Annotated in this window: 12 protein-coding genes and 5 tRNA genes; 12 read left to right on the top strand and 5 right to left on the bottom strand. The window is 40.3% G+C overall.

From position 1 onward, the window contains the following. Window positions 1-8 precede the first annotated feature (8 nt). Complete coding sequence (gene yejK / locus E4T92_RS04400; protein ID WP_135093596.1) at window positions 9-1,025, bottom strand: nucleoid-associated protein YejK; 1,017 nt, start codon at window positions 1,023-1,025, stop codon at window positions 9-11. A 133-nt stretch (window positions 1,026-1,158) separates the two neighbouring features. Between yejK and E4T92_RS04395 the strand changes: the two genes are divergently transcribed. The 3 genes from E4T92_RS04395 to E4T92_RS04385 all read left to right on the top strand — a co-directional run bounded on the left by E4T92_RS04395 (window position 1,159) and on the right by E4T92_RS04385 (window position 4,304). After that, window positions 1,159-1,377 carry a YejL family protein gene (locus tag E4T92_RS04395; RefSeq protein ID WP_077542473.1) on the top strand — a complete coding sequence of 73 codons (219 nt, stop codon included), beginning with the start codon at window positions 1,159-1,161 and terminating at the stop codon, window positions 1,375-1,377. Window positions 1,378-1,380: 3 nt separating this feature from the next. After that, window positions 1,381-3,129, top strand: coding sequence for a DUF3413 domain-containing protein (locus E4T92_RS04390; RefSeq protein ID WP_135093595.1), 1,749 nt, complete (start codon window positions 1,381-1,383; stop codon window positions 3,127-3,129). 182 nt (window positions 3,130-3,311) lie between these two features. Then, a complete protein-coding gene (locus E4T92_RS04385) occupies window positions 3,312-4,304 on the top strand; it encodes an amidohydrolase family protein (protein ID WP_077420279.1) in 993 nt (330 codons plus the stop codon). Window positions 4,305-4,404: 100 nt separating this feature from the next. On the opposite strand, the gene E4T92_RS04380 is transcribed toward E4T92_RS04385, so the two are convergent. The 4 genes from E4T92_RS04380 to E4T92_RS04365 all read right to left on the bottom strand — a co-directional run bounded on the left by E4T92_RS04380 (window position 4,405) and on the right by E4T92_RS04365 (window position 4,866). Further along, a tRNA-Val gene (locus E4T92_RS04380) sits at window positions 4,405-4,480 on the bottom strand. Window positions 4,481-4,534: 54 nt separating this feature from the next. After that, window positions 4,535-4,610 (bottom strand) — tRNA-Val (locus E4T92_RS04375). 63 nt (window positions 4,611-4,673) lie between these two features. Continuing rightward, window positions 4,674-4,749 (bottom strand) — tRNA-Val (locus E4T92_RS04370). A gap of 41 nt (window positions 4,750-4,790) precedes the next feature. Next, window positions 4,791-4,866 (bottom strand) — tRNA-Val (locus E4T92_RS04365). Between the two features lie 169 nt (window positions 4,867-5,035). Between E4T92_RS04365 and gltX the strand changes: the two genes are divergently transcribed. From gltX to E4T92_RS04320, 9 genes are all read left to right on the top strand, one after another. Then, window positions 5,036-6,478: a glutamate--tRNA ligase gene (gene gltX, locus E4T92_RS04360; protein ID WP_135093594.1), complete on the top strand. Its 1,443-nt coding sequence runs from the start codon at window positions 5,036-5,038 to the stop codon at window positions 6,476-6,478. 78 nt (window positions 6,479-6,556) lie between these two features. Continuing rightward, a tRNA-Ala gene (locus E4T92_RS04355) sits at window positions 6,557-6,632 on the top strand. Between the two features lie 175 nt (window positions 6,633-6,807). Further along, window positions 6,808-8,022, top strand: coding sequence for an integrase arm-type DNA-binding domain-containing protein (locus tag E4T92_RS04350; RefSeq protein ID WP_135093593.1), 1,215 nt, complete (start codon window positions 6,808-6,810; stop codon window positions 8,020-8,022). Window positions 8,023-8,761: 739 nt separating this feature from the next. Next, window positions 8,762-8,944, top strand: coding sequence for a helix-turn-helix domain-containing protein (locus tag E4T92_RS04345; protein WP_077542469.1), 183 nt, complete (start codon window positions 8,762-8,764; stop codon window positions 8,942-8,944). Further along, entirely contained in the window at window positions 8,941-9,564 is a 624-nt protein-coding gene (locus tag E4T92_RS04340; RefSeq protein WP_228063549.1) for a host cell division inhibitor Icd-like protein, read from the top strand. The genes E4T92_RS04345 and E4T92_RS04340 overlap by 4 nt, the downstream gene beginning before the upstream one ends. Continuing rightward, window positions 9,557-9,865: a hypothetical protein gene (locus tag E4T92_RS04335; RefSeq protein ID WP_135093592.1), complete on the top strand. Its 309-nt coding sequence runs from the start codon at window positions 9,557-9,559 to the stop codon at window positions 9,863-9,865. The genes E4T92_RS04340 and E4T92_RS04335 overlap by 8 nt, the downstream gene beginning before the upstream one ends. Then, the gene (locus E4T92_RS04330) at window positions 9,862-11,682 is read left to right on the top strand and encodes a DUF5906 domain-containing protein (RefSeq protein WP_135093591.1); all 1,821 of its coding nucleotides are present in this window, start codon (window positions 9,862-9,864) and stop codon (window positions 11,680-11,682) included. Before E4T92_RS04335 ends, E4T92_RS04330 begins: the two co-directional genes overlap by 4 nt. A 288-nt stretch (window positions 11,683-11,970) precedes the next feature. Beyond that, on the top strand, window positions 11,971-12,300 hold the full coding sequence (locus E4T92_RS04325; protein WP_135093590.1) for a Mor transcription activator family protein: 330 nt from the start codon (window positions 11,971-11,973) through the stop codon (window positions 12,298-12,300). Continuing rightward, the gene (locus E4T92_RS04320) at window positions 12,297-13,160 is read left to right on the top strand and encodes a peptidase (protein ID WP_135093589.1); all 864 of its coding nucleotides are present in this window, start codon (window positions 12,297-12,299) and stop codon (window positions 13,158-13,160) included. The genes E4T92_RS04325 and E4T92_RS04320 overlap by 4 nt, the downstream gene beginning before the upstream one ends. The last annotated feature ends 7 nt before the right edge of the window (window positions 13,161-13,167 follow it).

Genomic DNA, 13,167 nt, shown 5'->3' with positions numbered 1-13,167 from the left:
TTGCCAAACTAATTCTCTGATTTGAGGGATTTCTGTAATTGGTCTTTCAAATTAGGTGGTAAGCCTTTAATTGTGAGCTCATCAGCCATTGGATCCCAGTGAACACGAGTGTTGAGTAAATCCGCATCAAAACTTAATGTGACACCTTTACCGGAACCGGAAAATTTTGTGAGTGATTTTAATGTGGAACGCACGGGTGGGATATTTTCTTCCAACCCGTAATCTTGTGTTTCAGCAAAGGAAATAAAAGATTGTTCGTTTAGAGTTGGTAAGTTTGCAGAAAGTTCCGTTAATTCAATTTCTTCCCCCCCGGCAAGTTGTCCTTTGCAATACTCAAAAACTTGTTTTTTTATAGCTTGGGTCTGTATGTTGTTGAGTTCGCCTTGTTGGCAATAATCGCTGACGGCTTGTAACAAGCATTGATTTTGAAGTTGTGGATTTAACCCTTCTTCCGCACCTAAAAAATCCATAAAGAAATCACTGATTTTTCGTCCTACGCGACCTTTAATAAAAGTTAAATAGCGGTTGGAATTAGCATTCACCTGTAAATCCGTCAAATTCACCCGTGCTGCAATATCAAATTGTGTGATGTCGAGATATTCTGTTCGGCGAATGTCTAAATGTTCATCGACCAACATGCTGTGACGGCTATCCAACAATGCAATAAATAAGTAATCGGTAGCTAAGAAATTATATTGGCACAAAATCAGCGTACCGCTGTCAGCAAAATTATATTTGCTTAATTCATCGGCTAAGAGTTTCGTTGCATATTGGCTAAAGCCTAAAAATTCGATTTCCTGTTCCAGTAAACGGTTCAAATGTTGTGCAAATACCGAATTTTCTTGGAATATCCCAAACGCTTTGGCTTTATTTTGATAACCTTGGTGGAGCTGTAACATCATTTGTTCCGCTTCAGGTGTAACCATCAGCAATTCATCACGTAGAATGCTTTCCATTTTTGGATTTTCATCGTCAATTTGTTTGACTAATTGGTGCAGTACAATTTGATTTACAGTAATGCTCATTCTCATTCCCTCTTTTAAAAAACAAGGCAAATTATAACCGCACTTTTTCAGCAAGAAAAAAGAAATTGTTTAGGATCTCATAAATAATCAGGTATGATAGAGCAACTTTTTTCTTTATTTATTTTTTAACGAAATGGCTCAACATTCTAAGTATTCTGATGCGCAATTAAGCGCCATTGTCAATGATATGATTGCCGTATTAGAAAAGCATAAAGCACCGGTTGATTTATCTCTAATCGCATTAGGTAACATGGTCAGTAATTTACTTACCAGCAGTGTACCGCAAACTCAGCGTGAAGCCTTGGCGCAAGCTTTCTCCCATTCTTTAATTCACGCAGTAAAAACGCACTAAAATATGATGTGGTTTAAAAAAGGCACATTTAGTGGAAAACAATACCGTGATGAGACCTCACAAAAAATTTCGTGGGGACATTGGTTTGCCTTTTTTAATATTATTATCGCAATTCTTGTGGGGGCACGTTATGCTTTCCTGATTGATTGGCCCGATACACTTGGCGGAAAACTTTACTTTTTTGTCAGCTTGTTTGGGCATTTCAGCTTTAGTGTTTTTGCCATTTATTTGTTAGTGATTTTTCCGCTAAGTTTTATTGTGAAAAATCACCGCACTTTTCGCGGCTTAACCGTAATTCTATCCACTATCTGTACAACATTATTGCTCTTTGATACGGAAGTATTCCACCGATTTAATTTACATTTGTCGTCGGTGGTATGGAAACTATTAGTCAATCCGGAAAATGGTGAAATGTCTCGTGATTGGCAAATTTTCTTTGCACCAATGCCGATTATTCTCTTGGTGCAAATGCTGTTTTCCCGTTGGAGCTGGGAAAAACTTCGTAGTTTGGAACGCCAAAAATGGTTAAAAACGGTGGGGATTTTCTTCACTTTAACCTTTATTGCAACCCATCTTATTTATGCCTGGGCAGATGCGTATTTGTATCGCCCTATCACGATGCAACGTTCAAACTTCCCTCTTTCTTATCCAATGACCGCCCGTTCGTTCTTAGAGAGACACGGCTGGCTGGATGGGGAACAATATACACAAAAATTAGATCAGGAAGGGCGCTTAGATGCGTTGAAAATTGGTTATCCTAAAAATACGCTCAGTTTTGCATCAATGGTATCGAAACCGAATATTTTATTCATTACGATCTCAGGTTTGCGTTATGATGCGATTTCTAATGAAAAAATGCCCAAATTGGCGGAGTTTGCCACCAGTTCGACCCAATTTATCAATCATTATAGTAGTGGTAATACGAATAATGCGGGATTGGTTGGGCTGTTCTATGGATTAAACGCCACTTATATGGACAGCATTTTAAGTAATCATACGCCATCAGTGTTGATTGAAAAATTACGTGCGGAGAAATATCAATTTGGTTTGTTCTCCGCAACTCATTTTAAAGAGAGTCTTTTCCGCCAAGCATTATTCCGGGGAATGAAATTACCTCAAGGTAAATTGGGTAATGAAAGTGCGGTCAAAAATTTCAACGAATTTATTACGGCGAGAAAAACGAATGAAGCTTGGTTTGCTTACCTTGATCTTGAACTGAAAGCTAAAAATCAAATGGACTATGAAAGCGCTTTAGTACAAATCGATCAGCAACTTGAAAGTGTATTAACGAAGACACCGTTAGATAATACGATGGTCATTATCACCGCTGAGCATGGTTGGACGTTTAATGAAATGAGTGAAAAAGATCGGTTCAATTATTTTGGTCGAGATGAAGTTCAAGTGCCGTTGTTGATTTATTGGAAGGATTTACCGGTGGGGAGTGAAAAAGGGTTGACAAGCCATACAGATTTGCTCCCTGCATTGATGAAAAATGTGTTTAATGTTGAGAATCCTTTCAATGATTATTCACAAGGTCATAATTTGTTTGAGCGTAATGGTGATGATTGGGTGCTAGTATCTAATTATCGTTGGAATGTCTTGGTTCAGCCCGATGGCACGCAATATCACATTGATCGTAAAGGAAATTACAAAAAATTTGACCGCACTTATCAAGAGCTGTCTTCCGAACGCCCACCGTTAGGTTTGTTCTTGGAAATGTTTAAACGGGAAAATTCATTTTTTGAGAAATAATGAATAGCTTTTTGATATTTTACCCTTTATACTTGCGCCCCAGTTTAAGACTGAAAAGATGTTATTAATGAAAATCCGTGAGTTTTTCATAACATTATTACAATGCTTCTCGCCACGTTTGTCGTGCCTTTCAATTAATACGCTTCTCGTCTTTTTATCCTCATTCTTTTTATGGAGTTTGTATGAAAAGCCATGTTCGTAGTTTTAAAACTTATATCCGTGATGAAATCATTAAAAAAGGGGGCTGGGTCAATGCTCACGCTCACGCAGACCGCGCCTTTACGATGACACCGGAGAAAATCGGGATTTATCACAGCAGTAATTTGCAACAAAAATGGGATTTGGTCGATGAGGTAAAACGAACCTCTAGTGTGGATGACTATTATGCACGTTTCTGCCAATCCATTGAATTAATGATTTCGCAAGGGGTGACGGCATTCGGTACTTTTGTTGATATTGACCCGATTTGTGAGGATCGTGCGATTATCGCTGCTCATAAAGCCCGTGAAGTGTATAAACACGATATTATTCTTAAATTTGCGAATCAAACCTTAAAAGGCGTGATTGAACCGACGGCACGGAAATGGTTTGACATTGGTTCGGAAATGGTGGATATGATTGGCGGTCTTCCTTATCGTGATGAATTGGATTATGGGCGGGGTCTTGAAGCGATGGATATTTTACTCGATAAAGCCAAATCGCTCGGTATTATGTGTCATGTGCATGTGGATCAATTCAATAATCCAAGTGAAAAAGAAACGGAACAACTTTGCGATAAAACCATCGAACATGGAATGGAAGGACGGGTTGTGGGGATTCACGGCATTTCAATCGGCTCTCATTCAAAAGAATATCGCTATAAACTTTACGAAAAAATGCGTAAGGCAAAAATGATGATGATCGCCTGTCCAATGGCGTGGATTGATAGTAATCGTAAAGAAGATTTGATGCCATTTCATAATGCCTTAACCCCTGCAGATGAAATGATCCCTGAAGGGATTACTGTGGCGCTGGGAACGGATAATATTTGTGATTATATGGTGCCACTTTGTGAAGGTGATTTATGGCAGGAATTAAGTTTACTTGCGGCGGGTTGTCGTTTTCCACATTTGGACGCAATGGTGGATATTGCAAGTATTAATGGACGGAAAGTATTGGGGTTAGATCCGATTTAATTAATACTTTGTATAGCGCGATCATAAATGAAAACTTATGGTCGCTTTTTATCTTGTCAGAAAAAGCAAAAACGAGAAAAGGCATTTGAATAGTGAGAATTGGTGGGCGATACCGGTCTCGAACCAGTGACCCCCTCCTTGTAAGGGAGGTGCTCTCCCAACTGAGCTAATCGCCCGATAATATTAAGACTTGTGCCTTATATTTCGGTTTATTTAAACACTTGATTAAGTGGTGGGCGATACCGGTCTCGAACCAGTGACCCCCTCCTTGTAAGGGAGGTGCTCTCCCAACTGAGCTAATCGCCCACTTAAGATAGCGTTTAAATAAAAGGGAAGTTTGAGCGGAGAAGATACTTAAATTGAATTAAGTGGTGGGCGATACCGGTCTCGAACCAGTGACCCCCTCCTTGTAAGGGAGGTGCTCTCCCAACTGAGCTAATCGCCCGCTTGGTCAAACTCTACAACATTAAGATACTTTGGAAAAAGTGGTGGGCGATACCGGTCTCGAACCAGTGACCCCCTCCTTGTAAGGGAGGTGCTCTCCCAACTGAGCTAATCGCCCTTAACGTTGTGGCTTGGCATTATAGGGATAATGCATTTTCAGTCAATCATTTTTTATAAAATTTAACTTAATTGTCGTAAAAATAAACATAAAAATAGCTTTTTTATTCAGAACTGTGTCTAGTCGTAGTAGAATAGCGACTAATTTTTTATTGAATATAGGTTAGAAAATGAAATTAGATGCCCCTTTTGATTTAGATCCAAATGTAAAAGTACGCACACGTTTTGCTCCAAGCCCGACGGGCTATTTGCACGTAGGCGGTGCGCGTACCGCACTTTATTCTTGGCTATTTGCAAAACATAACCAAGGTGAATTTGTATTACGCATTGAAGATACGGATTTAGAGCGTTCAACACCGGAAGCAACCGCGGCGATTTTGGAAGGAATGGAATGGCTTAACCTTACTTGGGAACATGGTCCTTATTATCAAACCAAACGTTTTGATCGTTATAATCAAGTGATTGATGAAATGCTTGAACAAGGCTTGGCTTATCGTTGTTATTGTTCTAAAGAACGTTTGGAAGAGTTGCGTCATACGCAAGAACAAAATAAAGAAAAACCGCGTTATGATCGTCATTGTTTGCATGATCACGGTCATTCACCTGATGAGCCTCATGTTGTACGTTTTAAAAATCCAACAGAAGGGGCGGTTATATTTGATGATGCAGTGCGTGGGCGTATTGAAATCAGCAACAGCGAATTAGATGACTTAATTATTCGCCGAACTGATGGTTCTCCGACCTACAATTTCTGTGTGGTGGTGGATGATTGGGATATGGGCATTACTCATGTTGTGCGTGGTGAAGATCATATTAATAATACGCCACGTCAAATTAATATCTTAAAAGCCCTTGGGGCACCGATTCCGGTGTATGCCCACGTTTCTATGATCAACGGTGATGACGGTCAAAAACTTTCTAAACGTCATGGTGCAGTCAGTGTGATGCAATATCGTGATGAAGGGTATTTACCGGAAGCGTTAGTCAACTATCTTGTGCGTTTAGGTTGGGGACATGGCGATCAAGAGATTTTTAGTCGCGAAGAGATGATCAAATATTTTGAATTGGATCATGTGAGTAAGTCTGCCAGTGCATTCAATACTGATAAACTTTTGTGGTTAAACCATCATTATATTCGTGAATTAGCACCGGAATATGTCGCAAAACATCTCGAATGGCAATATCGGGATCTCGGCATTGATACAACCAATGGGCCTGCTTTAGCGGAAATTGTCAAAATGTTAGCTGATCGTTGTAAAACGCTACGGGAAATGGCACTTGCCAGTCGTTATTTCTTTGAAGAGTTTGAGACTTTTGATGAAGCTGCAGCGAAAAAACATTTCAAATCGGGGGCCGTTGAAGCACTAGAAAAAGTAAAAGAAAAATTGACCGCACTTTCTACTTGGGATTTACATTCTACCCATGAAGCGATTGAACAAAGTGCTGCGGAGCTTGAAGTGGGAATGGGGAAAGTAGGAATGCCGTTACGTGTGGCTGTGACAGGTTCCGGACAGTCACCCTCAATGGATGTGACTTTAGTGGGAATTGGTCGTGAACGTGTGCTTGCTCGGATTCAACGTGCGATTGATTTTATTCAAGCTCAAAATGCTTAATATTTAATCGTCTGATTTTTTCGAGACAATTTCATATTGACAGCGATAGCGGTAAAATTTAAGATACCGCCATCTTTTGGGGATATAGCTCAGTTGGGAGAGCGCTTGAATGGCATTCAAGAGGTCGTCGGTTCGATCCCGATTATCTCCACCAAATCAATAAAGCAAGGTAAATCACCTTGCTTTTTTTTCGTTTAAAATAAAGCATTTCAGGGCATTTTATCGTTTATTTTGATTCATTCTGAGTTATGTTGACCGTAATTTTTAGTAACACGTTTAGTAACATTATGATAAAGTAACACGAAATCTTGTTACTAAAAGGGGATTTTATGGCACGTGTTACCAAGCCTTTAACTAATACAGAGGTTGAAAGGGCAAGACCGAAAGAGAAAGAATATAACCTTGTAGATGGGCAAGGATTGAGCCTACGTGTTAAAACCACAGGGGCGAAAACGTGGATCTTTAATTACTATCACCCCACCACCAAAAAAAGAACAAATTTCACCATAGGCAACTACCCTGAAATCACCATTGCACAGGCACGGCAACAGCGAGAAGAATGGCGGGCTTTACTTGCACAAGGGATAGACCCACAAACGCATAAAGCACGCCTAGAGCGTGAACAAGAGCTTGCTGAAGCCAATACATTTTTAGCCGTTGCGGAAAAATGGCGGGCAAAGAAACAGGGCGAGATAGCTGATAAGACCCTTGCGAAATATTGGAGTAGTTTACGCCTTCATATATTCCCTTTTATTGGATCATACCCAATAGCCGAAATAGTCCCCACACTTGCCCTTATTCCATTACAAAGGGTTGAACAGCGTAATAAGACTGATATGGCAAACCGCCTAGCGGGCTATATCAACGAAATATTAAATTTTGCCGTGAATGGCGGGCTTATTCCGTTTAATCCTTGCTTGAAGATGAATAAAACCCTTAAACAGCACAAAAAAGAGAATAATCCGCACATAAATAGCGAAGAATTACCGGCATTTATGGATGCGTTAGCAAATGCCAAAATACAACCGCAAACCCGCTTTCTTGTTCAATTCCAAATGCTCACAATGACCCGCCCGAATGAAGCGAGCGGGGCACAATGGTCGGAAATTGATTTAGCCAAGAAATTATGGACAATACCGGCAGAGAGAATGAAAGCCCGTGAAGTGCATATTATTCCATTATCAAGCCAAGCCATTAAGATATTAGAGGAACTAGAGCCGATTACCGGGCGTTTTAAGTATATATTCCCGAAACGGGGCAACAACCACGAGCCAATGAACTCTTCAAGCGCAAATATGGCAATTAAACGCCTAGGATATGCCGGAAAGCAGACCGCCCACGGTTTAAGAGGGTTGGCCCGTACGCATTTAGCCGACACGAATGTGATTTATGAACACGCCGAAGCCTGTTTAGCTCATCGAACAGGGAGCAATGTCAGCCAATCCTACAACCACGCCACCTATATGAAGCAACGAAAGAAAATTATGCAAGATTGGGGCGACTATGTCGAACAATGTGCACAAGACACGGATTTATTCAAATAATCACCAATCATCATCACACCACAGGGCGAACAATCGCCCTATTTTTTCGTCCGCAGTTTTCCTTTCTCTATTTTCGTTTTAAAAGTTTTGAGATTTTTTTTCACTTTATCACTTATCTATTATTTTTTCTTTTTAAAATATTGAAATAAAAAGAAAAATAAAGAAGTGATAAAAATGAGAAAGAAAAGTGATTAAGTGAAAAAAATCCCGATTTAAGTGGGAAATGGAAAAAAGGGGTTTTGTTCCGTTTAAAGTGGGATTTTGGGAGCTGATGTAAAGATATGGTGATAAATGTAAAAAATATTATTGGCAGCTTGCCTAAAAAATAAGCAATCAGAATTTTTTTTCGTAAAAGTTAGTTTCTTTCAAGACTTCAAAAATTTAAAGAATTTTGAATTTCAAAAATTAAAATGGCGTTTAAATGCCGTTTAAGGAAATTTAAAGAATTTCTAAGTTTAAAAAAAAGTGACGTGAAATAGGGTGAAAATAGTCACTTTTTAACCCTCAAAAAAACACGTTCTCAACCAGTTTAACGAAATTTAACGAATTTTAAGTTTTTTTAAGCCATTTAAACGCATTTCTCACTTTTTGCGATTAAAGTCCGAATTAAGTGGGAAAAACCACTAAAAATGGGAAATTCGTGCATTTTAGCGACTATTGACAGCACGTTAGCGACAGATTAGGCTAATTGGCGCATATTGCACCACGTTAATTTAATCTAACCGAGAGGAGAGAAGAAATGAACACACAAACCAACGACAAGCATTACACCGTGCGCGAAATGGGCGAGCTTTTTGGCGTATCAAGAAGCAAATTAGACCGATTAGCCCGAGAGGGAAAAATCAAGAAAACGAAATTTGGCGCAACCACGCTTTACAAAGCGACAGAAGTCCAACGTTATTTAGCGAGTATCAACCAATGAAGACACAAAAACAGGTGGGGCTTTTCAGTGCGCCAACACCAAAAAGCCCCTTATCATCATTTAGCCAAGCGAGCAAAACAATGACTGATTCACATTCTAACAAAATATTTTCTTTTTTTGCCAAAAAGGCTTTACAAAGTGCGGTCAATTTTGGCATTATTCCTACGCAGTCGCAGAAAACGACCGCCGAGCCTCGAAACTCGAACTATCTATCACTGGCGCATAGCACGCCGAAAGCGTGTTTTTTTATGCGTGGTTTACACACACCTAAAGAACGCCTAGCGCGTCTATCTATGGTAGCGTGTAGCGGGAAAGGTTTCGCCCTTTGCTGTGTTCCAGTGATCGCAGTTTTCGAGCCCGTTACACGTTACCGCCAAAAAGCCTCGAAACTTAAAGCGGTAACTCTTGAAAAACGATTCACTGGAGTTACGCAAATGTATCAATTCATTTTTGCGGCAATACGTCGCACCGACTTAACCAATCATATTCAAAAAATCCGCATTAATGCCGACAGCGAATTACAAGCCCGTGCTGTTTTAGCCCGTGAATTTGTGCTTGTCCTTGCCGGCAAAATCAATCTTAAAAATGACCGCACTTTTTCGGAGGTGGTTTATGCTTGATACCCTACACCAAGCCATAGATGAATACATCGACAACCACCGCAATGATTTAGCAGAAATGCAAAATTTGAAGAAACAAAGCAGTGCACATATTTCTGACGGCATTATTGCCTTAAGAGTATTTGCTAAATCATTAGAGGATTTTGGGTTATCTTTAGATGCAACACAAGAACTACTGCCCGGCGTGGAACTTTATGGATTCGCTTTCGGTTTAACAACTCAAATCAAAATGTTAGAAATCGCCCAATATACGGAAACAACAGTAAGTGCTATTTGTGAATTGCAAAGAGGGCAACAATGAAAACTAAACGCAAAAACGCCCCTTATTTGGCGGATCAGGCACAAGACGGCGCGGAATTAATTGTTTTGATTGGTTCCGATGCGTGGAATGCGTGGGATAAAGGTAAGGGGCTAGAATGGAATTTACTGGCGCAAGCGATAAAAACCGACCCTAAACAACCGCCCGTGATTATTGGTCCGCCCCAATTAGCGGAAATCAACGGTTTAAATATTGCCGAAAATGACCGCACTTCCGTCCGTCTTTGTCAATTTGGAAAATTCTCACATTCTGAAGAACTGCCGGCGGTGGTGGCAAATTTAGCGAAAAATACCCAAGTTCAACAGCTCACCTTATGCGACAGTTTGGGCGCATTGCAAGAAAACGGGGATTTATCCGACTGGCTCAAACGCACCCGGGAACAGGCGGGCGACAGCGTGGCGGATATGTTGGCGGAAAAGCAGAATAAAAAAGCCGTGATGATTGATTTTTTAAGCGAGAAGCCAACACAAAAAGAAATCGCTGAAGCCTTTTTAGATTGGATTGATAAACCCCTAAGACGGGATATTAACGAGGGCAAACCGCTAGAATATAACGGCTTATATTGGGAGCCAATGCAAGACCACCATTTACAGCGCAAAGTGATGGATTTTTATGACGAATTTGGCGGAGATTATACCGCACGGCATTTAAAATCTATTGCGGATTTGATTGTCTTGAAAGCGGACGAAATTCCCGCCCAAAGTTCTGATTTTATCGGTTTTGAAAATGGCGTAATAAACAAGAAAACAGGTGAATTTTTAGCGCATAGTATCAGTCATTATTTACGTGGAGTTGAAAAATTTTCATGTAATATTCAGAGCGAAAATACACCGCACTTTGACGACTGGATAGAATTTGTCACCAATGGCAACATCAACAAAAAGAACGCCATTTTAGCCGGGCTTTATATGGTGCTGACCAACAGGCACGAATGGGGGCTATTTTTAGAGGCGACAGGCGTAGCGGGGGCAGGTAAGTCCGTATTCAGTCAAATTGCCTCAATCATTAACGGGGGAAGCAATACGGCTTACATCAGCTTGCAAGAATTGGAAATTGACAAAAAGCGGGCAATGCTAATCGGGAAAAGCCTGGCTATTTCACCCGACCAAAAGCCCTATAAAGGCAGTGCGGACGAATTGAAAGCTATTACCGGCGGGGATAGTATCACCGTTAAAATTAATTATGTGGGCGATTTTTCCACTAAGCTCACACCGGTTTTTATGTTGGTGACAAACTACCCACTCAATTTTATCGACCGAAACGGCGGAATAGGGCGCAGACGGATTATTATTCCTTTTGAACGCCCTATTCCAAAAGAGAAAAAAGACGTGCATTTTGCTGAAAAAGTACAAGCAGAAGTTTACGGCATAGTGAATAAACTTCTCGCCCTTTTTCCGGAACCGGATAAAGCGAGAGGCATTTTAGAAGATTATAAGGAATTGGACGAAGGGAAAAATATTAAACGGGAAGCCAATCATTTAATTGACTTCCTAGGGCATTTTGAAATCAGAGAGCACCGCACCGAAAAAGCCCTAAGAGTGGGCAAAGCTCAGGGCGGATTTATTCCCTACGGTGACAGAACCGGCAGACCAGATAGTATTTATTCCGCCTATTTGTATTTTTGCGAATGTAATGGATTAACGCCAATAAATCGCTTTAGCTTTAATAATTCAATCGCCGACGCCTTCAAAATACTAGGGGAAAAAATCCCCTATGAGGACAAAATGCACTACGGACACCCGACAACGAATGTTTATTGGAAAAATCGGGATTTATCAATAAGGCAGTGGGAAGGATAACCAACAAAAACAGAGCGGGCAACCGCTCTTTTTCTGTATAAAAAGGCCGTGTTTTATAAATTATCACTTGAAAAAGTGATTTTATTTTTCCTAGACAAAACAAGTTAAAGCCTTACGCCACAAGGCTTTAGTCTATTAAGTGAAAAAGTGAAAAAAATTTTCAAAACTTTTCTTACAACATTTTCAACAACGTTTTTTTCTCTCTTAATTCTTTAAAGTAGTTTAATAAGAGAATTGAATAAACCGCTTTAAAATTTCCGTTATTGAATCACAACCAAAAGGAAAACTATGGCAAGCAAAAGGGCGAAAGATGACTTAAGCGCATTTACAAAAAGTGTGCATAAGGCAGTTACCACAGCAACGAAAGAAAAGTTAGAAGGGGAAGCACTAAGCACAAGAATTATTTCACTACTTTACGAAGAAATAGGCGGGCTTGTTATCTATGTTCCAAGAGGTCATAGAGTCCTTACAAATGCGAGAAATCAGCTTATTGTAGAACGATACAATGGGAAAAACGTAAAAGAATTAGCGCATATGTTCGGATTATCCGAGCAATGGATTTACCAGATTTTATCAAAAGCATTAGAGCAAAAAATGCAAAGAGGAAAGAAAAAATGAAACCAATAGAAATTTTTAAAGCCGGAAAACGACCGGACGCCAGCGGGCAAATGATAGAAATTAAATTAAACGATTTAGTGCAAGCCGTAACTGCTTACAATCCCGAACTACACGAAGCCCCGGCAGTGATTGGACACCCGAAAGACAATGCGCCCGCCTATGCGTGGGTAAAAGGGCTGAACCTTGAGGGCGATACCTTAAAAGCCGAATTAGCCCAGATTGATCCGAATTTTGCCGAAATGGTGGAAACCGGGCGATTTAAAAAAGTATCCGCCTCATTCTATCTTGCAGACAGCCCACACAATCCAAAGCCCGGCTATTTGTATTTACGCCACGTGGGATTTTTAGGGGCAATGCCTCCGGCGGTGAAAGGCTTGCGTAATCCTGAATTTACCGACAATGAAAGCGGAGTTGTAAATTTTGCGGTTAATATTGAAGATGACGAAATCACCGCACTTAAAGCGGAAATTGCGCGGCTAAAAGCGGAATCTGCACAGAAAGACACGTTAGAGTTTACCGAGAGTTTAATTGATTCCGGCAGACTTGCTCCGGTTGTACGAGAAAAAGCCGTAGAAATCTTGAACTATGCGGAGGAATGTGACCAAGCGGGCGTGATTAATTTCAACGAAGGGGAAAGCCTTGCGCAAAAAGTGCGGGAGTTTTTAAGCCTTCAACCTCAAATCATTCAATTTGGGGAATTTGCCACAAAAGAACGTGCGGTAAGCGGGCAATCTAATGATTTAGTGGAGTATGCCGAAAATACCCCGGCGGATGTTATCGCACTTGACCAACAAATCCGCCAATGTATGAAAGAACACCACATTGATTATAAAACAGCGTTTAACCTTATTCATAAATAAACTAAGG

It is taken from the genome of Pasteurella sp. WM03 (genome assembly GCF_004570945.1).
GTDB lineage: Bacteria > Pseudomonadota > Gammaproteobacteria > Enterobacterales > Pasteurellaceae > Rodentibacter.
The sequence above is the reverse complement of the archived record's forward strand: the minus strand, read 5'-3'. Positions and strand labels throughout refer to the sequence as shown.